This is a genomic window from Undibacterium sp. WLHG33 (assembly GCF_049544815.1).
In the GTDB taxonomy this organism is placed as follows: Bacteria; Pseudomonadota; Gammaproteobacteria; order Burkholderiales; family Burkholderiaceae_D; genus Undibacterium.
The window spans coordinates 362,597-386,943 of record NZ_CP186697.1 but is presented as its reverse complement, the minus strand read 5'-3'; the positions used below and the strand labels follow the sequence as shown (position 1 = coordinate 386,943).

Here is a 24,347-nt window from a genome sequence, read left to right as displayed (position 1 = left end):
TATGATCTTGAGATGCAGTACTGAGAAACGAGTCAGATCTTTACACGGAGGGGAAAGATCTGACTCTGATGACAGCTAAAAAAACAGGGATTATTTCGCCAGGACGATATGGCCGCCTTTGGCTTCACCCATCACTGGAATACCTGGTTTGATTGCTTCGTGATCGTCGTGGGTAAATGGTTTGTTGTAGGTAGTGACGACACCATCCACTTTTTCACTCAGATTTTCGAGCGCTTCACGAACTTTGACGCCATCCGTAGTGCCGGCTTGTTTGATCGCTGCGGCGAGTAAATAGATGGAGTCGTATCCTTGTGCAGCAGAAACTGGTGAAGGAATACGTTCAACTTTGTACGCCTTTTGATAGGCATCGATGAAAGACTTACGCTTAGGCGTTGTGCCGTCTTGAATGAAGGTTTGTGGCATACGTGCGCCGTCGCCATTTTTGCCGGCGTTATCGAGGAAGTTACCCATCGATAATGTCCAGCTGCCGATCATCGGCACTTTCCAGCCCAGCTTTTCCATACCATTCGCGATCTGCGCCAATTCAGGACCTATACCGTAAGTCAGAATCGCTTGTGCGCCGCCTTGCTTGGCTTTCAGCAATTGCGCAGTCATATCCACATCTTTGATGTTGAATTTTTCAATGGCGACTGGCTTGATGCCTTTCGCTGCCAGCGCTTTTTCGAGATCCTCACGACCTAACTGACCGTAATTAGTGGAGTCAGCGAGAATCGCTACTTTCGTGAATTTATGCTTGCCGATCGCGTCTTCCACGATCATCGCAGACTGAATCGTATCGCTGGCAGCAATACGGAAGATGTAATTATCTTTATGTTCCGGCGCAACAAACTGCTTGGTGATCGCAGTACCGGTTGCAATGTTATTCATGACCGGAATTTTTGCTTCCTGATAGAAGCGTTGTGAGGCCAGAGCCACGCCGGTGTTTGCATAGCCGACCGTTGCAACTACTTTTTCTTTATTGATCAGCTCTTGAGCAACTTGCACACCACGCTCATTTTTTGCTTCGTCATCACGTTCCACCAGTTGGAATTGACGACCAAGCACACCACCTTTTGCATTGATTTCGGCAACAGCAATTTTGACGCCATCGCGCATCGAAACGCCCATAGGCGCTGAACCGCCAGTCAAAGGACCGGAAACGCCGATCTTGATCGGTTCTGCGGCAATACCTGCCACGGACCAGCTTACCAGTGCAGATGCAATAACAGCTTTCATTTTGTATGACATTGTCAGTCTCCAGATTATTTGTATGAAATTGAATATTTGCTTTTCGATGTACTACGCATACAAATTACCAGAAAATTCTTTTTGCATTGCAACAAAAGCTACTTAAGTAAAACTACGCAAGTAAGCGTTATGTGCTCGCCTGTCACTTATCATGATGTTGAAGGGCGCGTATTTTCTGAGTTTCCTGGAAGAAAACAATTTCTTGTGAAATCCATTTCATCCAAAAGTGAAATTTATTTCACCAATTCTGGTCATTCTTGACTTAAGTCAAGAGCATAAAAAGCGACAGTCAACAGCTGCAGTATGGCCGCTTATTTCAGCAAGCTGAAAACCTGGCTGATGGCTTTGCTGCCAGAACCAAACGGATCTTTACGTATCGCTTTTTCTTCTTCTGCAATCATGAGGTACAGACCGTCCAGTGCTTTCTGTGTCACGTAGCCTTCCACTGTCGCCTCCTGAGCGGGTACAACTCCGAATTTCTGCGCTTGCCCCATCATATTGTTGTACTTGGAAGATAAGCCTGCCTTATCCGTCACATTCTTCACCAGAGGCAAAAATTTGACCGCTAACGGTGCTGCTGTTTTCTCTTTGAAAAAATCGGTGACCGACGTCTCGCCACCAGTCAGAATATTTTTTGCGTCAGTCAGTGTCATTGATTTAACCGCGTTGATTAACAAAGGCTTCGCCAAAGGTACGGCTGATTCCGCAGCACGGTTCATTGACAACACCAGTTCATCAAGCTGCTGCGACTTTCCGGTCATTTTCAATATTGGCCGCGCTTTTTCGAGCACCGATGGCAGCGGTATTCTGACCTTATCGTTATTCAAAAAACCGTTTTCCACGCCAAGTTTGGCGACCGCGGCGACACTGCCCTTGTCCAGCGCCGCTTTTAAGCCAGTGCTGGCGTCTTTATTACTTAAATCACTGAAAGAAATCGCATGGACGGACATTGCTATCGCGGTCAGCGAAACAGCCAGCAGAAAGCGTCTTTTAGATAAAGAATGATCAGTAAACATAAGGAACTCCTGAATAAATTTGATGCAGCAGATTAAATTTCCTGCATGGAAAATAAGCGCTTGTGTTCACGTATTGCATAACGATCAGTCATGCCGGCGATGTAATCGGCTATTTTCCGTGCCTGCAGATCAGCGTTATCGTGATTCTGAGGATGTCGCGTTACCTGGTAATCCGGCGGCAGCAGATTGGGTTCGGCCATCATCGCATCGAATAATTCCTTAATAATTCTGCGCGCCTTCGATGTCATGCGGTTAACCTGGTAATGGCGGTACAACTGGTGATGTAAGAATTGTTTAAGCAGCTTGGCTTCTTCAAATCTGGCATCAGAAAAGGCAATCAGTTTGCCGCTGTTTCTGACATCGTCAACAGACTTCGGTGCGCAATCACGGATGCGCGCGGCAGAGGTTTCTATCAGATCTGTGATCAGAGTATTGATCATGCGGCGTATCGTTTCTGAAATAGCTCTGCGGCCCTGCACACCCGGATATACCGCACTAACCTCGGCACGGTGCCGGGCAAAAAAATCGACTTCCATCATCTGAGCTTCAGTCAGCAGACCGGAGCGTAGTCCGTCATCAATATCATGATTGTTATAGGCAATCTCATCTGCCAGATTTGTCAGTTGCGCTTCAAGGCCGGGCTGGGTTTTATTGATAAACCGCTGTCCGAGTTCACCGAGCGCAGCGGCGTTAGTCATGGAACAATGTTTGAGAATACCTTCGCGAGTTTCAAAGCATAAGTTCAATCCGTCAAAGCCCGCATATCGTTCCTCAAGTTGATCTACGATGCGCAGACTTTGCAGGTTATGCTCGAAACCTCCATATGGCTGCATGCAGGCATTCAAGGCATCCTGCCCCGCATGACCGAAAGGTGTATGGCCAAGATCGTGCGCGAGTGCAATCGCTTCCACAAGATCTTCGTTAAGCCTCAGGTTGCGCGCAATCGAGCGACCAATTTGTGCGACTTCCAGGCTGTGCGTCAGCCGCGTCCGGAATAAATCCCCTTCGTGATTTACAAACACCTGGGTTTTATACTCCAGTCGCCGGAATGCCGAACAATGGATGATGCGATCACGGTCTCGCTGAAACTCAGTGCGCGAAGCGGATGATGGCTCAATAAAAAGCCGCCCTCGTGATGTTGCTGATTGGGCGGCGTAAGGTGCTAAATGATCGTCAGTAAAATTCATTTATGATCAAGAATACAGTGACGTAAGGTTTGTAATAGTGTGTCTTCCGGTACACTGGTAATGACGGAATGTCCCAAAGGCTTTAATAAAATGAATTTGATTTTGCCACCTTCATTTTTTTTATCGACTTCCATCAGTTCTAACCAGCGCTGCTCACCAAGGTCAGGCGCAATGACAGGTAAACCGGCAGCTTCAATTAATTTTTTAATTCTGGTTTTGGTCACGAAATCAATATAGCCCAGGCGGCAAGACAACTCTGCTGCCATGACCATGCCACAACCAACAGCTTCGCCGTGCAACCATTTTCCATATCCGAGACCAGATTCAATCGCGTGTCCGAAGGTGTGTCCGAAATTTAAAATCGCACGCAAACCACCTTCCCGCTCGTCCTGTCTGACAACATCTGCTTTGATTTCGCATGAACGGACAACGGCATACGCCAATGCTTGTGCCTCTCTCGCACGCAACTTTGCCATGTTCGCTTCCAGCCACTCAAAGAACGCAAGGTCAATAATCGCACCATGTTTGATGACTTCCGCCAGACCTGCGGACAATTCATTATCCGGCAGAGTATTCAACGTCGACGTATCGGCAATGACGGCCTGTGGCTGATAAAATGCTCCTATCATGTTCTTGCCGAGCGGATGATTAATGCCTGTCTTGCCACCGACCGAAGAATCGACCTGAGATAGTAAGGTCGTTGGAATCTGAACGAACGGAACACCTCGCATGTAACTGGCAGCAGCAAACCCGGTCATATCTCCGATCACCCCACCTCCGAGTGCAATCAAGGTAATTTTACGATCACACTTTTGTTCCAGCAAATGATCGAAAATCTTCATCAGGCTGCCCCAGTGTTTGTGCTCCTCACCATCAGGCAGAACGACGGCACTGCATTTCTTGCCAAGATTGCACAGTTCTTTTTCGAGCGCGGACAAATACAAGGGCGCGACCACAGTGTTAGTGACAATGACGACGTTTTTACCTTTGATGCGATCTGACAATACAGACGCGTCATTTAATACGCCAGCACCAATAGTGATGGGGTAAGACCTGTCGCCTAATTCGACATTCAATGCATGAAATCCGGCTTCTGTTTTGTGCATACTGGGATGTTTCGGAGAAATTAGGCCGTTGCCACTGGAATCAGGCAACTTGTCCAGAATATTCTGGACCAGATACTGGACATTCGGACGTCCGGTTTCGATCACTAAATCAGCTATTTCCTGGTACAGCGGGTGGCGTTGAGACTCAAGCTCTTCGAGTTTTTTACGCGGATCTGCGGTACGAAGCAAGGGCCGGTTTTTATCGTTACGGGTACGCTGGAGGATACTATTCACACTCGCGTGTAAATAAATAACGGTACCACGCTCACTCAGGTAGCGTCGGCTATCACTGTTCAGAATAGCACCACCACCCGTCGCCAGCACGATACCGTCTTGAGTAGTCAGGTCCCGTATCACTTCAGCTTCGCGCTGACGAAAACTGGCCTCACCTTCAATTTCAAAGATAACAGGAATCGAGACGCCTGTACGCGCCTCGATTTCGTGATCTGAATCTATGAAACGTTTATTAAGCTTCTTTGCCAGGGCCCGGCCAACCGTAGTTTTGCCGGAGCCCATCAATCCAACTAGAAAAATATTATTCGACACTGTCTTGCTTTAACTTCCATTATTTACAAGTAGCGTCCAAAGTATCTCTGACCGACATGATACTAACAGCGGATGCTCCCAAGCTATCAACTACTGTGAGAGCAACTGGATATACGCCCAATGCTGTTGTCAATGTAACACATCGACGATCAGTACCACTTGGGGGGGCAGCAACGGTAAAGGTATTTCCTGAGATAGATACACCACCAAACTTAGGATCACTTGTAAATGCGGTGTAAGGAGCAGAGCCGCCATAAATCTTCAGCGGGAAAGACTCAACCGATTGTTCGCTGACTTCGAAAGCATTTGGCGAAAGACGGAGAGTGGGAGCATTGGCGTTGACCAGAACAGTAATCGTACTTGTTGTTCCTAAAGAGTCAATTACAGTAACAATGGTACTGCCTACATTTCCTAACGCTGCGGTAAATGAAGACCCGTCACCGGAGGCGGTAATCACAGCAATACTATCGTTGGTATTGGTCACTTTGTAAGGTAACACCCCACCAACAACATTGAATTTCAGTGTGTCGCCAACACTGCCGGAGGCACCTGCAGGCAATACCGCCAGTGCTCCGGGTGCGGCACTGGTTACTGTCACGACGATAGTCACTGAATTACGGGCAGCATCAGTCACCACAACATTGGCCGTTCCCGCAGCTACTGCCTTGACATCAAAATCGGTACCGTTTGGTTTTAATGTCACCTCAGCAGCACCTACGTTATTGCTAACAATAGAATATGGCGCCGTACCGCCGGAAATTGAATAAGAGACTGTTTTCCCAGATGGGACTGTAATTGCTGACGGTGCGGTAGTGAACAAAGCGAGTGTCCCGGCTACTACGGTCACGTCAACATTCACCGATGCGCCCGCGGTGTCTTTAACGATGACCGTTGCTTTACCTGGACTGACACCTCCGATCACAAAAACACTTCCGGAGATACCGACATTAACGATAGAGGTATCACTACTGGTAACGAAATAGACGCCTGTTCCGCCGTTAATGAAGTATTTAGGAGAAACAGTACCAACGCCTACTGTGACTGCCGATGGAGCACTCGTGTTAAAAGTCGCCCCCGTTCCTACCGTAACGTCGATTGATACCTTGGTGCCGACATTGTCAACCACTGTCACAGTGCCACTACCGGTTGACGTTGCAATAATGGTCAGCTTCGTGCCAGCAACCGATGCGGAGATTGCGCCAGAGTTACTAGAGGCAGAATAAGAAGGAACACCGCCACCAATAGTAAAGGTTTTCGTTTCTCCGTAGAGCATCTGAACCTTATCTGAAGCGGTCGTAAATAGCGGAGCACCGTTCATGCTGGAACCAGAAGAACCACCGCCGCCACCGCACGCGGATAAAATTGCCAGCAAAAATAGTCCAGAAACTATCCGAAAAAACTTCTTCATGTAACACCTGTAGTTAAGCTAAAAATTATCAAATCTGCTCGTTAGTCTGAGTCCAGTGTCACTTCACACTAAACTTATCAGTTACGATTTTAGGCGTAATGAAAATTAACAATTCAGTTTTGTCATTTGTGCGGCCGGTATTTTTAAACAAGTTACCGAACAGCGGAAGGTCACCAAAAAATGGAATTTTGGTGATGTTATCACGTTCAGTCTGCTGGAAAATCCCGCCCAATACAACTGTACCGCCATTTTCAACCAAGACCATCGTTTTCACTTCTTTGGTATCAATCGCATAACCCATACGTGTTTCCTGCCCCACGCTGTCTTTATGCACTTCAACGTCAAGTATGACATTTCCATCCGGCGTGATCTGTGGTGTGACTTCCAGGCGTAACGTTGCTTTGCGGAAGAAAATCGACGTCGCACCGCTCGATGTTGCCACCAGATATGGCAGCTCCGTACCTTGTTCAATTAACGCCTTTAACTGATCCGCAGTAACCACCCTTGGACTGGAAATAATCTTACCTTTGCCATCTGCTTCGAGCGCGGACAACTCCAGATTCAGGAAGCGATTTGCTGCAGCAGAGAACAAACTGATCGCCAAACTTCCAGGAGTTGATCCATTAATACCTGCAGCTGGCAGGCTGACGAACTGTGAGTTAGGAACGAAACTCTGATCTGTAATCTTGGCCTGACCAGTCTGCTCACCGACACCCAGATAGTTACCGGTCAAAGCAACTCGTTGATTTCCACTGACGGAGTATCCTGTATCACCACCGCGCAAGCCGCGTAAATCCGTGAAACCTAATTTTGCACCAAGATTTTTACTGAATTTATCATCTGCCTCGACGATCCTAGCTTCAATCAAAACTTGCTTGGACGCGATGTCCGTTTTTTGAACTAACTTCCGCACCTCCTCAAGTTTCGAAGGAATATCAGTAATAAATATCTGATTGGTACGAGGCTCAATTACCGCACTTCCACGCTTAGACAAAATACGGTTGGTTGACGCACCATCCATACCAAAGACCTGCTTAAATGCTTCGGCTTTTTGGTAATTTAACTGGAATGATTCTGTTTTCAGTGGCTCCAGCTCCGCAATCTGAGCTTTTTGCTCCAGCTCGAGTTTTTCTTTCGTCAGTAATTCATCTTTCGGCGCAATCCAGATCACATTACCGTTCTTGCGCATGTCAAGGCCCTTGATTTGCATAATATTGTCCAGAGCCTGATCCCAAGGAACATCTTTCAGACGCAAGGTAATCGTACCCGTCACAGTGTCACTGGCAATAACGTTCAGACCACTGACCTCTGCAATAATTTGCAGAATAGCCCTGACCTCAATGTTCTGGAAATTAAATGACAAGCGTTCGCCTCTGTAACCTTGTGTACCCTGTGTCAGCTTATTCGGATCTTCTTTGATTGGCTTCACTTCAAGGACAAACTGGGTATCACTTTGATATGAACTTTGTTCCCACAGTCCCTTAGGTTCGACCACCATCTGCACGTTATCACCAACCGGCGTTGTCGTAATGATCTGTACGGGAGAACCAAAATCCGCAACATCTAAACGCTTGCGTAAAACTTCAGGCAAGCCGACTTTCTGGAACGTCACCAGAATTTTCTGTCCTTGTTGACGTACGTCGACAGCAATCTGATTCAACGGCAGGTCAACAACGATCCGGCCATCACCAGCAACACCGCGGCGGAAATCGATGTCACGTATCATTGGCTTTGTGACTACCGGAGCTTCAGTACTTACAGGAAGCCCTTGGGAATTAACAGCGGTTGCGACGCCACCTGAACCGTCAATCGTTACAATCAGATACTTACCTTCAATCACTGTTGCATAGTTCAGTGGCTTATTCAGATTAAATATCATCCGCGACCGCCCTGAAGCTTCCACTATGGTCACTGTACGCAAATCGCCGATATTCACATCTACATTTGTTTTACCAGTTGCATTCGATACATCAGCAAAATCGAGCGCAATACGGGCAGGGTTTGCAATAGAAAACCCTGCTGGCAATTTAGTCACCGGATTTTTCAACCCAACCTTTACGACGATATTTGAACCTTGTTGGTTGGCAATCACCGACTCAATACTATTCGACTGCGCCAACGCGAACTGACAAACGCCCAATAGCATGAAAATACAGGCTTTAAAAAACATGGCGCCCCTTTTACTTATATTTATCAACGCGTTCATTTCTTACTCTCCTGCAACTCAAGCTTAACGTTACGTTCAACCCATTCCCCAGATGCGTCTTGAATGGTTTCTTTGATCTCGATCTCAGAATCAGTAATTCGCGTCATCAGTCCAAAATTCTGCCCAATGTAACCGCCTACTTTCGCCTGATAAACCGTTTTATCTGCTTGCACCAAGGCTTGCTTGACTCCGGCTTTTTCAATCACACCAACCATTTTTAACAAATCCAGCGGAAACGCTTCCAAAGCCTCTTTACGCCTATCCATATCCGGTTTCAAGCCATTCCCCGAATCTTTCATCCTAGCCAGAACAACAAGAAGTTTCGCAGGATTAAAGGGATCGATATCTGCTGCACCCGAATAAGCAACAGGAACATATACTTTAGGTGGACTCAACTTGGGAATCGATAACTTAGTCTCTTTTTTCACCGAGTTCATCCACTCGGTCAGTTCCGATACACCATTATCGCCACAACCGGCAAGAGAAAATGCAGGCAACAACAGAATCAGTATTTTGAAATATCTCAACATCATTTCTTTGCCTTTGCGGCTTTTTTCAGATTAGCCTGAGCCAAAACTTCATCCTTATCCAGATATCGGAATGTTTTAGCCACGACATCCAAAGTTAAGCCACCATCTTTATTACTGGTCAGCGCCAGGTTATTCAAAGTGACGATCCTAGGTAATTTTGCAATGTCAGCAACAAATTCGCCTAAATCATGATAGCTACCGGCAAGTTTGATATCGATCGGTAATTCAGCATAGTAATCCTTGACGACCACGATGCCAGGCTTAAACGAATCGAATTGCAACCCTCGGCCTGTGCCCGCCTGATTAATGTCCGACAACAAAGCATACATTTCAGCCTTGCTAGGCAATTGTTTTTCCATCGTGGCGACGTATTGCAGCACCAGCCCGCGTTGATCTTTCAACGCATCAAGATTAATCGCTTGCTGCATTTTGTCGCGGTAGTCCTGTTTGAGTTTGACCTCTTCCTGGATTTTCTGATTAATTTCTTCTGTTTGTCCATCCCAGTAAAAAAACCAGCCAAGCCCCAGCACTACTACTGTCACAGCAAAAGCGATAGCAATTCTTGGTGCGATAGGCCACAAACCAGGATGTAATCCATTCAGATCACGGAATTGCTCGCTGATTCCGTCAAAAAACTCTTTTGCATTTATTGCCATTCCTGACCTTCCCTTTTTACATTATCGAGCAGGACTTGGAGCACGCGGAGCTTTTACCGCATTTGCTGCAACACCGGACGCCGACTCTTCTTTTTCGCGCGGACGTTTAATGCCGACGTTCACAGTAAAGTCTGACACTTTTTTCGCATCCCGGCCTTGCCCGATTCCCGTTGTGTGGATATCGATCAGTTCTGGCTTGTACATCCATTCAGAGTTGTTGCTCAGATTGCGGATGAATTCAGCAACACGTTCCTGGGATTGAGCATAACCATTGAGTGTCACGCGCTGCCCATCCTGCTTTAAAGCGCGTAAATAAACACCTTCTGGCGTATGAATAACCAGTTCACTGAGCAAAAATACAGGCTGATTACGGTCACTCTGCAAATCTTCTACCGCCTGCTGACGCGCTTTCAACGAGTCAATTTCCTGCTTCAAAGTAGCAATCTCTTTGATTTTCTCATCCAGCTTTGCATTTTCACTTTTAATGAAATTCGCTCTGTCTGTCTGTATCGCAAGTTCACGCGCGTTGAATACACCGACCACCACTACGATTAACGCACCGATAATGGCCGCCAACAGCAGCAGGGAATAAAAATCTTTCACCTTCTGTTTACGCTTTTCCTCCCGATGAGGAAGAAGATTAATTTTTATCATTAGTCGAATCTCCGCAGCGCGAGACCGCAAGCAACGGTATAAGCAGGTGCTTCACTGCGCAACGCCTTTTCATTTACTCCTGAAGCCAATTCCATCCCCTTAAACGGACTGATAACCGCGGTCGAAATTTTCGTACGCTCAGCGACGATATCAACAAGTCCCGCGACAACGGCGCAACCACCCGTCAGGAAGATCTGATCAACTCTTGTATAGGGAGTGGACGTAAAGAAAAACTGAATTGCACGAGTTACCTCCAGCGCGGCATTCTCTAAGAATGGCTCTAGCAATTCCATCTCATAACTATCCGGAAGATCACCATTTTTCTTTTTAGTTTCCGCCTCTTCCTGGGACAGACCGTAATTTCTGACGATATCCTGAGTCAGCTGACCACCGCCAAATTGTTGCTCACGTTCATAAACCACTTCACCATTGAACATGATGTAGATATAGGTTCTTTTGGTACCGATCTGGAAAATAGCAAACACCTGATCACGCCCTTCATTGGCTTGCTTTTCGATCAGGCGCTGCATCGCAGCGCGAGCCGCATACGACTCTATGTCCATGACTTTTGCCTGCAAGCCTGCGGCCTGAACCACAGCAACCCTATCTTCAATTTTTTCTTTACGCGACGCAGCCAGCATCACTTCGACGTCTTCCTGGTTCGCAGCAGGCCCGATTACACAAAAATCGAGACTGACTTCATCCATGGAAAACGGGATGTACTGGCTTGCTTCGGATTCAACCTGCACTTCCAGGGCCTGATCACTCAGGGTTGCAGGTAAAAATATTTTCTTCGTGATAACCGCTGCTGCAGGCATAGCAACCGCAACATTCTTGGAGCTGGAGCCACTTTTCTTGAGTAATTTCCGGATGGTGTCAGATACCTGCTCGATATTTTCTATATTTCCATCCAGAATCGCACCCTTGGGCAAAGGCTCGGAAGCATAACGTTCCAGCCGGTATTCTTTGTCGCTACCCTCAGAAAGCTCGACCAGTTTGATATCAAACGAGCTGATATCTAACCCGATAAGAGGCGGATTTTTTCTGCCGAGCAGTGAAGCAAGATCTAAAGCCAAGAATACCCCCTCATGAACACATCCGAATTTTGAAACACGACAGTGTTCTTTTTTTAAACACTTCAGTGTTCGTTTTTTACAAATTGAAACAAACCCAACAACGGAAACCGAAAAATCTCTTTAAAAACCGCTATTTAGGAGACACTTATGCAAGCCTACGTGAAATCCTAGCAACATAGGCAGTATTGGTAAAGAACTTTCCTAAGGGCATATTCAGAATCCGTTGCCAAATTCCCACGCTAGTGCACATTTCCTGTCCCTGCTCAAACCGCGAATCAGGTTTCGGCAGCGCTCCTGGTGACTGCCGTTATAATGTCTGCCGCGATTGTTACTGAGTAAACACATGACGGATAACGAAAAAGAACTTTCTCAAAAGAACACCCATAAGGCAGGTGCAAAACGCAGCCTCGTCAGCCGTGTCGTTATCTTGACCTTAGGAACATTGTTGGGTCTGGGTGTCGCCGGCGCACTGATCATCGGCTTCGCCTTAACTATGGCCTATCCGAATTTGCCTGAACTCGATTCGATCACCAGCTACAAACCGAAAATGCCCTTGCGCATTTTTTCTGCCGACAATGTGCTGATAGGTGAGTTCGGTGAAGAGCGGCGCAACGTCGTCCGCTTTGATCAGATTCCCGACATCATGAAAAAAGCGGTTCTCGCGATCGAAGATGATCGCTTCTATGAACACGGCGGCGTTGACTATCTGGGGATCACACGTGCTGCCCTGCACAATCTGACTGGTGGCGCGAAACAAGGTGCTTCTACGATCACACAGCAAGTCGCCCGTAATTTCTTTTTATCCAGCGAGCAGACCTTTAAACGAAAAATTTACGAAATCCTGCTCGCCTGGAAGATAGAACAGAATCTGAGCAAAGATCAGATTCTCGAAATTTATATGAACCAGATTTACCTGGGACAACGGGCTTACGGCTTTTCATCGGCGGCGCAGATTTATTTCGGTAAAAATCTGAAAGACATCACGATCGCTGAAGCAGCAATGCTGGCAGGTTTACCTAAAGCGCCATCTGCTTACAACCCTGTCGTTAATCCGAAACGGGCAACAGCACGTCAGCAATACATCCTGCAGCGCATGCGCCAGCTCGGCTACATCACTAATGATCAGTATGAACAAGCCAAGGCTGAAGAACTGGTGACAAAAACCGACAGCAGCGAATTCGGTGTACACGCAGAATATGTAGCAGAAATGGCGCGCCAGCTGGTATATGAGCAATTCAAGGAAGATACCTATACGCGCGGCTTGAACGTCTATACCACGATCACCAAAGCAGATCAGGATGCGGCTTATCTGTCCTTACGCCGCGGCGTGATGGAGTACGAGAAGCGCCATGGTTACCGCGGTCCGGAAGCGATTATCAGCATACCGGAAGGAAAAGAAGCGGCAGAGGATGCGATTGAAAAAGCACTTGCGGAACACTCAAACAGCGATGACTTGCAAGTGGCGATGGTGCTAGATGCAACGCCAAAATCAGTACGCGCGATTCTCGCGTCCGGAGAGGAAATCCGTATCGACGAAGCCGGCCTCAGCTTTGCAGCCTCGGGCTTGTCGCCGAAAGCACCGGCAAATAAACGCATACAACGCGGCGCCGTCATCCGCGTGATGCAAGAGGGAAAAAACTGGGTCATCACGCAGATGCCCGAAGTGCAGTCGGCGTTCGTAGCAGCGAGTACGACTGATGGCGCCATCAAAGCACTGGTTGGCGGTTTTGATTTTGACCTCAATAAATTCAATCACGTCACGCAGGCATGGCGTCAGCCGGGCTCGAGTTTCAAGCCGTTTATTTACTCCGCTTCGCTGGAAAAAGGTTTATCTCCGGCCACCATTATCAATGACGAACCCATCAGCTTTGATGCTGGTCAGACTGGCGGTCAGGCATGGGAACCGAAAAACTATGACGGCAAATACGAAGGTCCGATGACTATGCGTAAGGGTCTGACGAAATCGAAAAATATGATTTCGATTCGTATCCTTAACCGGATAGGGGCGAAATACGGGCAGGAATACACCAGCCGCTTTGGTTTTCTCCCGGAAAAAAATCCGCCTTACCTGACACTTGCCCTCGGTGCTGGTGCTGTAACGCCATTGCAGATGGCCGGCGCGTATGCAGTGTTTGCGAATGGCGGTTACAAAGTTAACCCTTATCTGATCAGTAAAATTACCGACAACAACGGCAATGTACTGGTCACTGCAAAACCGGATAAAGCAGGCGACGAAAGCAATCGCGTTATCGACGAACGCAACGCATTCCTGATCGACAGTATGCTGAAAGACGTGGTTCGTTATGGCACTGCCGCTAAAGCGATGGTGCTGAAGCGTCCGGATCTGGCAGGTAAAACGGGAACGACGAATGATTCTTTCGATGCGTGGTTCGCCGGTTACCAAGCGAAGATTGTGGGGATTGCGTGGATAGGTTTTGATCAGCCGAAAAACCTCGGCAATCGTGAAACGGGCGGTGGTCTGGCTTTACCTATCTGGATAGGCTTTATGCAAAAAGCGTTGAAAGATATTCCTATCGAAGAGCGTCCGGTTCCGAATGGCATCATTTCTGTGAATGGCGATTTCTATTATGCAGAGAATCCGCCCGGAACCGGGATCAGCGATCTGAGCACACCGCCGGTGATTGAAGAACCGAAAGAGTAAATCAGTAATTCAGCGACCTTGTTCCTGCGCGAGCGCGGACAAGGTCGAAAATAATTCCGAGCCATCGCGCGTATTGCGCCAGTGCTGACCGTCGTATTTATAGTGGTAACCACCGGCGCGAGCGGCCAGCCACATTTCCTGCATTGGTGCCTGACTGTTGACGATCATTTTGGAGCCATTGTTCACAAACTCTATCGTCAGTACGTTGCCGGTACGGCTGCATTCGACATCCAGCTCATCATTGTCGAACGCTTTTTCAAACATCTCTTCCACCTGGTTCAGGCAAGATTCCGCCAGAGTCAGGAAATCAGATTCAGTCATGCTACACTCCTCGCATTGATTCACACTTAAAACGCCATTTTATACGGTGTCAGACATTTCAAGATGCGTATCCTGATTTCTTCCCTGTTACTCCTCAGCCTGCTCTCCGCCTGCGGACAAAAAGCGCCTTTGTATTTACCGAATAAACCGGGTGCCCAGACACTCTCTACGGCAAAATAATACTCCCCGGGAGTATATTTAAAGCCCCCTTTATATCCAAAGAGATTCGGGCATTTTTGGCATATACTCCCTATTTTTCTGCGTCATGGGGACGAAACTGTATAGGACCGGCAAGTTGAGGACGACAACCCTGCACGCCAGCGTAAATGCCGCGTATCTTCGCCAGATCGCCATCAATATCGCCGGTTAAGTCCAGATAATCGACCAGACTGATTTCTTTGCGGCGAAAATCAAAATAGGCACAGCCCAGCGGTACCCTCGCAGAGCATGCGATGTGATAAAACCCGCTGCGCCAGTATGGTTTGCGGCTGCGGGTGCCTTCCGGTGCGATCACCATCCAGTACCAGTCGGACTGATTCACTTTTTCCGCCAGACGGGAAATCGCCCCGGTTGAGATCCCGCGTTCCACAGGTTCTCCGCCCAAAGCACGGATAATGCGGCCTATCGTCGCGCCAGTGAAGCCTTCGAACAGAGAAGACTTTGCGATGAAATAAAATGGCATACCGATCGCCAGCTTTCCCAGAACACCGATAGGAAAATCCCAGTTAGAAGTATGCGGGTAAACGATAATGATGCCCCTTGGACCTGGCAAGGGCCGGTAATTCACCTTCCATCCGATGCAATTCAGTATCCACAACGCCACGCGCTGCGTCAGGGTTTGCATCTGGTCTTTTTTTAACAGATAGCTTGTCATAATTTAACGGTACGATGTACTCAAAATTGTGCCGGGCATTATGCCGTGGAAAAAACAGAGATGCAAAAATTACGCAAAACCATACTGCTCGCTGCCTGCGCACTGATGACCCAGAGCGTGGCTCGTGCAGCACATCCGCTGGTGACAGAAGATGCCAATCTGCAAACCAGCGGCAAACAGCAAATTGAATTCAATGGTGACCACTGGTCTTCGCGCAAAGGGATCAGTCAGATCGGCAATCTGACCTACACTTATGGCTACAACGACCAGCTCGATCTGTTTTTCTCCAGCCCCGTACGCTGGTCGTCTCCCGGCGCGCTCGGCGACTTATCGGTCGGCAGCAAATATCTGTTTTCGTCGCAAGAAAATACCAACTGGGCCTGGAAAACCGAAGCCTTTTTCCCGACGGGCGCCAAGACATACGGCAGTGATCGCTATGATCTCGCGCTGACTTTAGTGCGCACGGAAAGCATCGGGCCGTGGGTGATACACGGCAATCTCAGCCTGAATATACGTCAGCACAGACAGGCGCTGGCAGATGCACAGCAACGCGATCAACTATGGCGCTCGTCAGTTGCAGTATTGCGTGCGATCACTCCGCAAACGCAGTTACTTGCCGATACCGGAATCGCACAAGCCGATCAGAAAAATGACGGTTACTGGCAACCGTATCTGGTCGCTGGCCTCATTTATTCACCCGTGAGCAATCTGGATCTGGATATTGGCTTCAAATATCAGAAGAAAACACTGTCCACAGAAAAGCAAATCGGTATCGGTATGGCCTGGCGTTTTTAAGCAATTTGCCCGGCGTTTTCAGCGTCCCTGCGAAAGCGCGTTACGGCTGGCGGACCAGCGCCACCACACACGCATTAGCAACAGCACACTGACCAGCACCGCGAACATCAGCGGTTGCGACAAATCATGCTTGCCTGCCTTCATCCAGTAATAATGCAAGACACCGGCAGGCACAATCAGATAAATCAGGCGATGCAAAAGCTGCCAGCGCTTACCGCCGAGGCGTCGGATCATGCCATTCGTGCTGGTCAGCGCCAACGGCAGCAATGCCACGAAGGCGAGAAAGCCAACCGTGATAAACGGACGTTTCAGTACGTCGACCCACATTTCTGTCAGATCAAAAAAGTGATCGAACCACAGGAAAGTGAGGAAATGCAGGCTGGCGTAAAAGAATGCATACAAGCCCAGCATGCGCCGCAAGCGCAGTAACCAGCTCCAGCCAGCAATTTTACGTATGGGTGTCACCGCGAGGGTGACGCATAAAAAATATAAGGTCCAGTCACCGGTACTGCGGGTAATGAATTCCAGGGGATTCGCTCCCAGCTGATCTAGCATGGCAAAGCCTGTCAGCCTCGCCAGCGGTAACAAACAAAGAATAAAGATGACGGTTTTGATCACCGCCATCTGTCGCTGAGACATCGCCATATCAAAAGAATTTTTTCAGATCCATACCCGCATACAACGAGGCAACTTCAGGATAACCATTAAACATCAGGGTCTTACGCTTGCGGGTAAATAAGCCATCTTCACCAATACGTCGTTCCGTTGCCTGCGACCAGCGCGGATGATCAACCTGTGGGTTCACATTGGAATAAAAACCGTACTCGTTTGGCGCAGATTGATTCCACGCAGTACGCGGCTGTTCTTTGGTCAGGCGGATTTTAACGATAGATTTGGCTGATTTAAAACCGTACTTCCACGGGACAGACATGCGTACCGGTGCGCCATTCTGATTCGGTAAAATTTCACCGTACATGCCGAATGTCAGCAGCGCCAGCGGGTGCATCGCTTCGTCCATGCGCAGACCTTCGACATACGGCCAGTCGAGCACGGGGCTGCGCAAACCCGGCATCTGTTTCTTATCGTCCAGCGTAATGAATTCCACGTATTTGGCGTTGCCTGTCGGCTCTACTTTTTTCAGCAGATGCGATAAAGAATAGCCTATCCACGGAATCACCATCGACCAGCCTTCGACGCAACGCAGACGATAAATGCGCTCTTCCAGCGGTGCCAGCCTGAGCAAACTATCGAGGTCCAGCGTGACAGGCTTTTTGACTTCGCCTTCAATCACCACTGTCCACGGCCGTGTTTTCAGGCTGCCAGCCATCACGGCCGGATCTGCTTTATCGGTGCCGAATTCATAGAAATTATTGTAGGTCGTGGCGTCTTTGTAAGCGGTCTTTTTCTCTACCAGCGCGTATGCCGGATTAAGATTCGCCGCCAGTTTCTGCGCCGCCGGTGTTTGCGCAAACGCTTCACGATTGGCCATTTCCAGCAGGCTACCACCGGCAATCGTTCCGACGGCCAACTGGCGTATGAAATCGCGACGCGATTCAAACACCTCTTTTGGGGTAATTTCAGATGAAAGCGGCAAATGCTTGCCACTGGGATGAGATTTGATCAGCATGACAGACTCCAGAGTTGAAACGCCAGACAAAACAGAAGGAATACATCCCCCCCTGTTTTGCCGCTTAGTTTCTCACGAGTCGCAAAAGTCTGCTGAGCGAGGAAAATTTAACTGATTACAGCGTGCCGTAGGAATGCAGGCCGGACAGGAACATATTGACGCCAAGGAAAGCAAATGTCGTCACGAGCAAACCCACCAGCGCCCACCAGGCGGCAACCTGCCCCCGCAAGCCCTTCATCAGGCGCATGTGCAGCCATGCAGCGTAATTCAGCCAGACGATCAGCGCCCAGGTTTCTTTCGGGTCCCACGACCAGTAACCACCCCAGGCCTCCGCCGCCCACAGCGCACCAAGTATCGTGGCGATCGTGAAGAAGGCAAAACCCACCGCAATCGCTTTGTACATCACATCATCGAGCACATCCAGTGCAGGCAGGCGATCCTCCAGATAACCTTTCGATTTCAGCAGATACGCCATGGCCACCATCGCCGCCAGCGCAAATGTGCCATAACCGATAAAGTTTGCAGGGACATGAATTTTCATCCACCAGCTTTGCAGCGCGGGCACCAGTGGTTGAATTTCTGCCGCATCGCGACTGACGGTGTACCACAGCAGAAAACCAACCGCAGCGGAAATCACGAGCAACACAAATGCGCCTAATTGCCGGGTTTTGTATTCCTGTTCGTAGTACAGATAAAACAATGCTGTAATCAGTGAAAACAGAATGAAGACTTCGTACAGATTCGAAACCGGAATATGACCGATGTCAGTGCCGACCAGATACGATTCGTACCAGCGCACCAGCATACCGGTAAAGCCCATCACGACCGCCGCCCAGCACAGCACAGAGCCGACCGAGGCACCGAAATCAGAACGGACAATCAAACCGCCCCAGTAAAATAAAGTTGATAAAAAGAACAGCGTGCTCATCCACAGAATCGCAGACTGGCTCGACAGCAGATATTTGAGAAAAAATTTCTGGTTAGCCATTTCCAGTGAACCTGCGTACAAATGGATAGCGAAGAAACTGAGCAGCGCCAGCAGTACGATCAGCGGACGTACCGGCTTCCAATGCCATCCCAGCCAGGCAAATGTCGGGGCAGCCAATAACAAAATGCCTTTTTCATAGACATCCATATATGCGCCGAAACGATTCAGCGCAAACAGCGAAGCCATGCACAGAGCAACAGCATAGAGCCAGTCGAGCACACCCAGACGCTTAAAAAAACCTTGATAGGGCGTGTAATTTTGTGTCATTTCCATCATTTCTCCCCGAACCAGAATAGGAAAATATCCTGGTCGTCAGTGTAGTCTATTCGTTGCATCTTTGTTCTGATTACATTCTTACGCCTGACCGTTACTGATCACCTGCCCCAGCTGCGCCTTCAGTTCGCCGAACTCTTTTTCAAAATCCAGGGTTTTGCGTTGTGAACTCAGGGCCATCAGTGTATTCGTCCCCTGTCCGTCGTCTTTGAGCCAGATCCAACAACGTCGCTCACGGATATAAAACATCGCAAACACGCCTATGACTAAAAATAAGCAGCCGAGATAAAAAATGTTTTTCCCCGGTGAACGGGTCACTTGCAATACCGATGCTTTGACCTCGTCAAAGCCCCTGAGTTGCAGATACACCGGCGCACCATAGAAATAAGCGTCCGACATCGCACCAATCGACAATTGCAGGAAACGACCGTGTTTCTCAGTCAGTTCCAGCGCGGGCAGACCGTCTTTCTCACGCGCCAGCATCCATAGATCCCACATACTGCCGTTCAGAATTTTCATAAATACATCCGCCGCCTTACCCTGATCTGCAGCGGGAATCTGCTCTAAGAATTTCGAAATCGCCACGAAACCAGCCTGCTTCCCATCACCGGCAAAAATGCCCAGACTTTTTTTCGCCGACTCTGCCAATTGCAGTTGCATCTGCGACATATTATCCATTTTTGCAGGCAAGGCTCTGACGGCATAACGCTGCGCGGCGGCATCGCGCAATGCAGGATTAGCGACGGCGGCGCGCAGACGCATCCATTCCTTCACGGTATCGTCATCATCGGCAGGAATACGCAAATAACGGAAGGTATCTGCCGGACTATCTCTGGTCCCAGCAAGAAACATGTAATCACCGTCCACCAATACAGGTTGCATGTAATTATGAAATTCTCTTGCCTGCCCGGTTTTGTCGCGCAATTTGTATTGCACACTGGGGCCGACGTTTTTCAAATCCTTGTTGTTCGCATTCTTGGCAGCAGAGCCGAGATGTTTATCGAGATCTGCGCTGAATTTTTCATTAAACGATTTACCGGTATTGACTGCGCGTACATCGGCACCATTCTGCGTCATATTTTCGACATTGAATGGGCGGAATCCTGACCACTCTATGGTGTAAGCACTACCACCTTGCCCATTCAGCGGTGTGCTCCCACCGACTTCGCCTGCGACTTCAAAACTGGTCGCAGATGCCCCTGACATAGGAAATGCGGCTAATTTCAGACGACTGCCACCATCTTCAAAACTCGATTGATAGACCGCGACACCTTTGTAAATCAAAGGCTGATTCACCTTAATCGTCGAGTTGAATTTTTTACCTGTGTCATGATCGGTCACCTCGACATCGCTGGCAAACAACTTAGGCATGCCACTGCTGTAGAAATCGATCGTGAATTTATTCAGCTTGATCGTGAACGGCAAATCCTGAATCAGGACGCCGGTTTGCTGCGGAATAATTGCAGTATTGCTGCTGGCTCCTTCAGGAATCATGGTGTTACCACGGAAAGTGGGATTCGCCAGCGGCAAGCGGTGCTGCTGTGGAATATTGGCAATAATACCGCTGCCATCAAAGGGCACCTTGCCCATAAACCATTGCTGAAAACGGATAGGAAGCTCCGAATCCAGCATACCGCCGATACAAATAATCACGATCGCGGCATGCGCAAAAATATAGCCCCATTTATTTCCCGCACCTCGTTTGGCTGCAATCAGGGTCGCACCTTCTTTTTCCACGACTTTGAATTGATAGCCGATACGTGCAAGATGTTGCGTCATATCTGCCAGCAATTGTGAACGCTGACGTACTGAGGCCCACTCTGCTTTGTGGCCGAAATTGCGCAATGACTGCTCGCGCACGTTATCGCGCCAGCTACGCATGTCTTTCACCATTTTGGGAGTGTTTCTAATTATGCAAAGTGTGGTTGACGTAACCAATATCAAAACCAATAATAAAAACCACCAAGCCGAATAAACAGAATACAAGCTAAATATTTCAAAAAATTCGTACCAAAACGGACCAAATTGATTGACGTAATTAGGTAGAGGTTCGTTTTGTTTAAGAATTGTTCCTATCACTGCACCAATAGCAATCATTACAAACAAACTGATCGCAAAACGCATAGACGATAGTAACTCTATCGCATCGGCCAGCCATAATTTACGGGTGGCAATCTGTATGCCGCCAGTGTCGGCCACCGGATCATCCACGATACCGGCTTCTGTTTTGTTTTCCATACTGCTCCGAGAAAAACCTGAAAAAAAAGGGGATGGCTTTGCGCCACCCCCTCCTGTTGTCTTTAGCTTGTCGTAATCTGTTATTTCAATCCGGCGACGTAATCTGCAACTGCCTTCATTTCATCATCGGACATTTTTTTTGCGATAGTGACCATTTGCGCGCTGTTTTTGCGAGCACCTGTACGGAAGTTAGTCAGCTGAGCAATCGTGTAATCCTGATGCTGACCAGCGATACGCGGAAACTGAGCTGGAATACCTGCACCGTTAGGGCTGTGGCAACCCGCGCAGGCAGGTACGTTTTTCTCAGCGATACCGCCGCGATAAATCTGCTTACCCAGTTCAACGATGTCTTTATTTTTTGCCGAACCTGGCTGCGATTTTTGTTTCGATAAATAAGCAGCGACGTTTTTCATATCGTCTGCCGTCATCGCTTTAGCGAAAGTCGTCATGACCGCATTGTTACGATCAGGGCCGGTAAAATCCTGCAACTGTTTCACGATGTATGCATCGTGCTGAGCGGATAATTTTGGATTGACGGTAATCGTGGAATTGCCGCCAGCACCATGACAGGATGCGCAGGCAACGATGCCGCGCGCCGGGTCACCGTTAGTGAACAGCGCCTCGCCTTTGGCCGGATCTGCTTTGACAGCCTTGGCTGGTTCATTGGCATACGCGGAAGCAATCGAGGACACCGCCAGAATAGCGACGCCGATGGACTTGAAAAATGGTAAGAAAGCACGGTTCATTCAAACACCCTGAGACTAAATAATAGAAATCTGCCCTGATGGCGACACGTAGCTACTGGTCTGATCTGAATTCACCCGGATCAAACCCTGGAAACAACCAGAAGGGGTCAGTACGATGTTGCTACCGCCCGTTACCGAACCCCTTATTGTACAATAGCTTTCAGGCGTTTTTACTGCTGACTGTTGCATTTTTCAATTTTTCCTTTCCTCTATGTCTATCCTCTGGCAAGCCCGCTTCTTTACTACGGTCAATCACTTACGTGACCTGCCGCGTACCCATGTACCGGAAATTGCATTCGCCGGTCGCTCCAATGCAGGCAAATCAACCGCCATTAATACCCTATGCAACCAGAAAAAGCTTTGTTTTGCATCAAAGACTCCCGGTCGCACCCAGCATATCAACTATTTTTCTATCGGCGGAGCGCATGTCGCGATGCATCGTAAAGATGAAACCCGGGTAGATGAGATCCGTGCGCTGCTGGTCGATTTACCCGGTTATGGTTACGCTGAAGTGCCGGGTGCCGCGAAAAATCACTGGAATCAGTTACTCGGTTCCTACATACAACGACGCACACAGCTCGCAGCGCTGGTGCTGATTATGGATGCACGTCGCCCATTTACTGATCTCGACGTTCAGATGCTCGAATGGTTTGCTCCTACTGGCAAACCGATACACTGTATTCTGACTAAATCCGATAAGTTAAATAAGACTGAATCTGCGAATGCTTTGCGCCAGGCCAAAGACATCCTCGCCAGCTACGCGGATGATGAAGGTCCATTGTTTCCGTACAGCGTACAGTTATTTTCTGCCTTAAAACGCACCGGCATAGAAGAAGCCGATGCCGCGATTCAGCGGCTGCTGGGTCTGGACCGCCCTACTGAACCGGCAAAGACAGAACCCTTGCCGGAAAGCGAATAAAAAAACCCCGGCTTTTGCCGGGGTGAAATAACACCGATACGAATAGGGACGAACGGTGCCCGCTCAGGGAGGAGAAGCGGTAGGCTCGGAGATCATGATTCCTAACCTGTGCGTTAAGATGTGGCTCAACCCAAAAAGTTTCATTTACCTGACAATTTTTTTTAATTCATCATGGCCCAAAACAAACCTAATCTTTTCCCTGCCGTGCGTATGCGTCGCATGCGTAAGGATGTTTTTTCACGCGCAATGATGCGTGAAAATACCATTACCTCTGCTGATCTGATTTATCCGGTATTCATACTCGATGGCGTCAATCAATGCGAAAAAGTGGCATCCATGCCGGGCGTGGATCGTGTCTCCGTCGATCTGCTGCTGGGCGTTGCAGAAGAATGCGTCGCACTCGGTATTCCGGTGATGGCCTTATTCCCGGTCATCAATCCCGCTTTAAAAACCCCGGATGGCATCGAAGCAACCAACCCTGACGGCTTGGTGCCACGTGCGATTCGCGAGTTGAAAAGCCGTTTTCCAGAACTCGGCATACTCACTGATGTCGCACTGGACCCCTATACCAGTCATGGTCAGGATGGCTTGATCGACGCCAATGGCTATGTGCTGAACGATGAGACCACCGAAATGCTGGTGCGTCAGGCACTGACGCATGCCCGCGCTGGCGCGGATATTGTTGCCCCCAGCGATATGATGGATGGTCGCATCGGTGCGATTCGTCATGCGCTTGAAGCACACAATTTTATTCACACCCGCATCATGGCTTACTCCGCTAAATATGCATCTGCTTTCTACGGTCCTTTCCGCGACGCGGTTGGCTCCGCGACCAATCTCGGTAAGAGCGATAAAGCGACTTATCAGATGGACCCGGCCAACAGTGACGAAGCCTTGCGCGAAGTGGCACTCGATCTGGCCGAAGGCGCCGATATGGTGATGGTCAAACCCGGCATGCCGTATCTGGATGTGGTGCGTCGCGTCAAAGATGAATTCAGGGTGCCTACCTTCGCGTATCAGGTCAGCGGCGAATACGCTATGATTAAAGCGGCGGCGCAAAATGGCTGGCTCGATCACAACAAGACCATGATGGAATCCATGATGGCATTCAAACGTGCCGGTGCCGATGGCGTACTGACCTATTTTGCGCGCGACATCGCTCGCTTGCTGCGACACGCCTGAATCACGATACCGGTGAAACCGGTGTCCTGCCACTACAGAATGTTGCCGCCAGCGATGCTGCAAGACAGCATTCTGCATCACGGCTACAG

22 protein-coding genes are annotated in these 24,347 nt (G+C 48.8%); 5 read left to right on the top strand and 17 right to left on the bottom strand.

Going from position 1 to position 24,347, the window contains the following annotated elements:
- Window positions 1–90 precede the first annotated feature (90 nt).
- The 10 genes from ACOTSW_RS01815 to ACOTSW_RS01770 form a co-directional block, all read right to left on the bottom strand.
- On the bottom strand, window positions 91–1,248 hold the full coding sequence (locus ACOTSW_RS01815; RefSeq protein ID WP_423680684.1) for an ABC transporter substrate-binding protein: 1,158 nt from the start codon (window positions 1,246–1,248) through the stop codon (window positions 91–93).
- Window positions 1,249–1,559: 311 nt separating this feature from the next.
- Window positions 1,560–2,264 carry a DUF4197 domain-containing protein gene (locus ACOTSW_RS01810; protein ID WP_423680683.1) on the bottom strand — a complete coding sequence of 235 codons (705 nt, stop codon included), beginning with the start codon at window positions 2,262–2,264 and terminating at the stop codon, window positions 1,560–1,562.
- A gap of 32 nt (window positions 2,265–2,296) precedes the next feature.
- Complete coding sequence (locus tag ACOTSW_RS01805; protein ID WP_423680682.1) at window positions 2,297–3,451, bottom strand: deoxyguanosinetriphosphate triphosphohydrolase; 1,155 nt, start codon at window positions 3,449–3,451, stop codon at window positions 2,297–2,299.
- On the bottom strand, window positions 3,448–5,103 hold the full coding sequence (gene aroKB / locus ACOTSW_RS01800; protein WP_423680681.1) for a bifunctional shikimate kinase/3-dehydroquinate synthase AroKB: 1,656 nt from the start codon (window positions 5,101–5,103) through the stop codon (window positions 3,448–3,450). The genes ACOTSW_RS01805 and aroKB overlap by 4 nt, the downstream gene beginning before the upstream one ends.
- Before the next feature lie 19 nt (window positions 5,104–5,122).
- Window positions 5,123–6,511, bottom strand: a complete 1,389-nt coding sequence (locus ACOTSW_RS01795) for a hypothetical protein (RefSeq protein WP_423680680.1) — start codon at window positions 6,509–6,511, stop codon at window positions 5,123–5,125.
- 58 nt (window positions 6,512–6,569) lie between these two features.
- Window positions 6,570–8,657: a type IV pilus secretin PilQ gene (pilQ, locus tag ACOTSW_RS01790; RefSeq protein ID WP_423680678.1), complete on the bottom strand. Its 2,088-nt coding sequence runs from the start codon at window positions 8,655–8,657 to the stop codon at window positions 6,570–6,572.
- Window positions 8,658–8,713: 56 nt separating this feature from the next.
- Window positions 8,714–9,250: a pilus assembly protein PilP gene (locus ACOTSW_RS01785; protein ID WP_423680677.1), complete on the bottom strand. Its 537-nt coding sequence runs from the start codon at window positions 9,248–9,250 to the stop codon at window positions 8,714–8,716.
- A complete protein-coding gene (locus ACOTSW_RS01780; RefSeq protein ID WP_423680676.1) occupies window positions 9,247–9,903 on the bottom strand; it encodes a type 4a pilus biogenesis protein PilO in 657 nt (218 codons plus the stop codon). The genes ACOTSW_RS01785 and ACOTSW_RS01780 overlap by 4 nt, the downstream gene beginning before the upstream one ends.
- Window positions 9,904–9,924: 21 nt before the next feature.
- Window positions 9,925–10,506: a PilN domain-containing protein gene (locus ACOTSW_RS01775; protein ID WP_423680674.1), complete on the bottom strand. Its 582-nt coding sequence runs from the start codon at window positions 10,504–10,506 to the stop codon at window positions 9,925–9,927.
- A 50-nt stretch (window positions 10,507–10,556) separates the two neighbouring features.
- Entirely contained in the window at window positions 10,557–11,633 is a 1,077-nt protein-coding gene (locus tag ACOTSW_RS01770) for a pilus assembly protein PilM (protein WP_423680673.1), read from the bottom strand.
- 343 nt (window positions 11,634–11,976) lie between these two features.
- Here ACOTSW_RS01770 and ACOTSW_RS01765 point away from each other — a divergent pair, with 343 nt between their 5' ends.
- Window positions 11,977–14,295 carry a penicillin-binding protein 1A gene (locus ACOTSW_RS01765; protein ID WP_423680672.1) on the top strand — a complete coding sequence of 773 codons (2,319 nt, stop codon included), beginning with the start codon at window positions 11,977–11,979 and terminating at the stop codon, window positions 14,293–14,295.
- 9 nt (window positions 14,296–14,304) lie between these two features.
- Here ACOTSW_RS01765 and cyaY read toward each other — a convergent pair whose 3' ends face one another.
- Window positions 14,305–14,616 (bottom strand): iron donor protein CyaY, encoded by a 312-nt coding sequence (gene cyaY, locus ACOTSW_RS01760; protein ID WP_423680671.1) that lies wholly within the window; start codon window positions 14,614–14,616, stop codon window positions 14,305–14,307.
- Between the two features lie 63 nt (window positions 14,617–14,679).
- On the opposite strand from cyaY, the gene lptM reads away from it, so the two are divergent.
- Window positions 14,680–14,796: an LPS translocon maturation chaperone LptM gene (gene lptM, locus ACOTSW_RS01755; RefSeq protein WP_423680669.1), complete on the top strand. Its 117-nt coding sequence runs from the start codon at window positions 14,680–14,682 to the stop codon at window positions 14,794–14,796.
- A gap of 70 nt (window positions 14,797–14,866) precedes the next feature.
- Here lptM and ACOTSW_RS01750 read toward each other — a convergent pair whose 3' ends face one another.
- The gene (locus ACOTSW_RS01750) at window positions 14,867–15,490 is read right to left on the bottom strand and encodes a 1-acyl-sn-glycerol-3-phosphate acyltransferase (RefSeq protein ID WP_423680668.1); all 624 of its coding nucleotides are present in this window, start codon (window positions 15,488–15,490) and stop codon (window positions 14,867–14,869) included.
- 60 nt (window positions 15,491–15,550) lie between these two features.
- Here ACOTSW_RS01750 and ACOTSW_RS01745 point away from each other — a divergent pair, with 60 nt between their 5' ends.
- Window positions 15,551–16,285, top strand: a complete 735-nt coding sequence (locus tag ACOTSW_RS01745) for a transporter (RefSeq protein ID WP_423680667.1) — start codon at window positions 15,551–15,553, stop codon at window positions 16,283–16,285.
- A gap of 18 nt (window positions 16,286–16,303) precedes the next feature.
- On the opposite strand, the gene ACOTSW_RS01740 is transcribed toward ACOTSW_RS01745, so the two are convergent.
- The 5 genes from ACOTSW_RS01740 to ACOTSW_RS01720 form a co-directional block, all read right to left on the bottom strand.
- Window positions 16,304–16,930: a sulfite oxidase heme-binding subunit YedZ gene (locus tag ACOTSW_RS01740; RefSeq protein WP_423680666.1), complete on the bottom strand. Its 627-nt coding sequence runs from the start codon at window positions 16,928–16,930 to the stop codon at window positions 16,304–16,306.
- A gap of 1 nt (window position 16,931) precedes the next feature.
- The gene (msrP, locus tag ACOTSW_RS01735; RefSeq protein WP_423680665.1) at window positions 16,932–17,912 is read right to left on the bottom strand and encodes a protein-methionine-sulfoxide reductase catalytic subunit MsrP; all 981 of its coding nucleotides are present in this window, start codon (window positions 17,910–17,912) and stop codon (window positions 16,932–16,934) included.
- A 115-nt stretch (window positions 17,913–18,027) separates the two neighbouring features.
- Complete coding sequence (gene ccsB / locus ACOTSW_RS01730; protein WP_423680664.1) at window positions 18,028–19,173, bottom strand: c-type cytochrome biogenesis protein CcsB; 1,146 nt, start codon at window positions 19,171–19,173, stop codon at window positions 18,028–18,030.
- Between the two features lie 81 nt (window positions 19,174–19,254).
- Complete coding sequence (locus ACOTSW_RS01725; protein WP_423680662.1) at window positions 19,255–21,411, bottom strand: cytochrome c biogenesis protein ResB; 2,157 nt, start codon at window positions 21,409–21,411, stop codon at window positions 19,255–19,257.
- Between the two features lie 80 nt (window positions 21,412–21,491).
- A complete protein-coding gene (locus ACOTSW_RS01720; RefSeq protein WP_423680661.1) occupies window positions 21,492–22,157 on the bottom strand; it encodes a c-type cytochrome in 666 nt (221 codons plus the stop codon).
- Window positions 22,158–22,368: 211 nt separating this feature from the next.
- Here ACOTSW_RS01720 and yihA point away from each other — a divergent pair, with 211 nt between their 5' ends.
- Window positions 22,369–23,076, top strand: a complete 708-nt coding sequence (yihA, locus tag ACOTSW_RS01715) for a ribosome biogenesis GTP-binding protein YihA/YsxC (RefSeq protein WP_423680660.1) — start codon at window positions 22,369–22,371, stop codon at window positions 23,074–23,076.
- Between the two features lie 171 nt (window positions 23,077–23,247).
- Window positions 23,248–24,258 (top strand): porphobilinogen synthase, encoded by a 1,011-nt coding sequence (hemB, locus tag ACOTSW_RS01710; RefSeq protein ID WP_423680659.1) that lies wholly within the window; start codon window positions 23,248–23,250, stop codon window positions 24,256–24,258.
- Window positions 24,259–24,347 lie beyond the last annotated feature (89 nt).

Excerpts from the sequence above, each read along its gene's own strand:
- ACOTSW_RS01720 (WP_423680661.1), bottom strand. The coding sequence starts at position 22,157 with ATGAACCGTGCTTTCTTACCATTTTTCAAGTCCATCGGCGTCGCTATT.
- ACOTSW_RS01810 (WP_423680683.1), bottom strand. The coding sequence starts at position 2,264 with ATGTTTACTGATCATTCTTTATCTAAAAGACGCTTTCTGCTGGCTGTT.
- lptM (WP_423680669.1), top strand. The coding sequence starts at position 14,680 with ATGCGTATCCTGATTTCTTCCCTGTTACTCCTCAGCCTGCTCTCCGCC.
- pilQ (WP_423680678.1), bottom strand. The coding sequence starts at position 8,657 with ATGCTATTGGGCGTTTGTCAGTTCGCGTTGGCGCAGTCGAATAGTATT.
- ACOTSW_RS01815 (WP_423680684.1), bottom strand. The coding sequence starts at position 1,248 with ATGTCATACAAAATGAAAGCTGTTATTGCATCTGCACTGGTAAGCTGG.
- ACOTSW_RS01765 (WP_423680672.1), top strand. The coding sequence starts at position 11,977 with ATGACGGATAACGAAAAAGAACTTTCTCAAAAGAACACCCATAAGGCA.
- ACOTSW_RS01785 (WP_423680677.1), bottom strand. The coding sequence starts at position 9,250 with ATGATGTTGAGATATTTCAAAATACTGATTCTGTTGTTGCCTGCATTT.
- ACOTSW_RS01740 (WP_423680666.1), bottom strand. The coding sequence starts at position 16,930 with ATGGCGATGTCTCAGCGACAGATGGCGGTGATCAAAACCGTCATCTTT.
- hemB (WP_423680659.1), top strand. The coding sequence starts at position 23,248 with ATGGCCCAAAACAAACCTAATCTTTTCCCTGCCGTGCGTATGCGTCGC.
- ACOTSW_RS01750 (WP_423680668.1), bottom strand. The coding sequence starts at position 15,490 with ATGACAAGCTATCTGTTAAAAAAAGACCAGATGCAAACCCTGACGCAG.
- ACOTSW_RS01745 (WP_423680667.1), top strand. The coding sequence starts at position 15,551 with ATGCAAAAATTACGCAAAACCATACTGCTCGCTGCCTGCGCACTGATG.
- yihA (WP_423680660.1), top strand. The coding sequence starts at position 22,369 with ATGTCTATCCTCTGGCAAGCCCGCTTCTTTACTACGGTCAATCACTTA.
- ACOTSW_RS01725 (WP_423680662.1), bottom strand. The coding sequence starts at position 21,411 with ATGGAAAACAAAACAGAAGCCGGTATCGTGGATGATCCGGTGGCCGAC.
- ACOTSW_RS01780 (WP_423680676.1), bottom strand. The coding sequence starts at position 9,903 with ATGGCAATAAATGCAAAAGAGTTTTTTGACGGAATCAGCGAGCAATTC.
- ACOTSW_RS01795 (WP_423680680.1), bottom strand. The coding sequence starts at position 6,511 with ATGAAGAAGTTTTTTCGGATAGTTTCTGGACTATTTTTGCTGGCAATT.
- msrP (WP_423680665.1), bottom strand. The coding sequence starts at position 17,912 with ATGCTGATCAAATCTCATCCCAGTGGCAAGCATTTGCCGCTTTCATCT.
- cyaY (WP_423680671.1), bottom strand. The coding sequence starts at position 14,616 with ATGACTGAATCTGATTTCCTGACTCTGGCGGAATCTTGCCTGAACCAG.
- ACOTSW_RS01805 (WP_423680682.1), bottom strand. The coding sequence starts at position 3,451 with ATGAATTTTACTGACGATCATTTAGCACCTTACGCCGCCCAATCAGCA.
- ccsB (WP_423680664.1), bottom strand. The coding sequence starts at position 19,173 with ATGGAAATGACACAAAATTACACGCCCTATCAAGGTTTTTTTAAGCGT.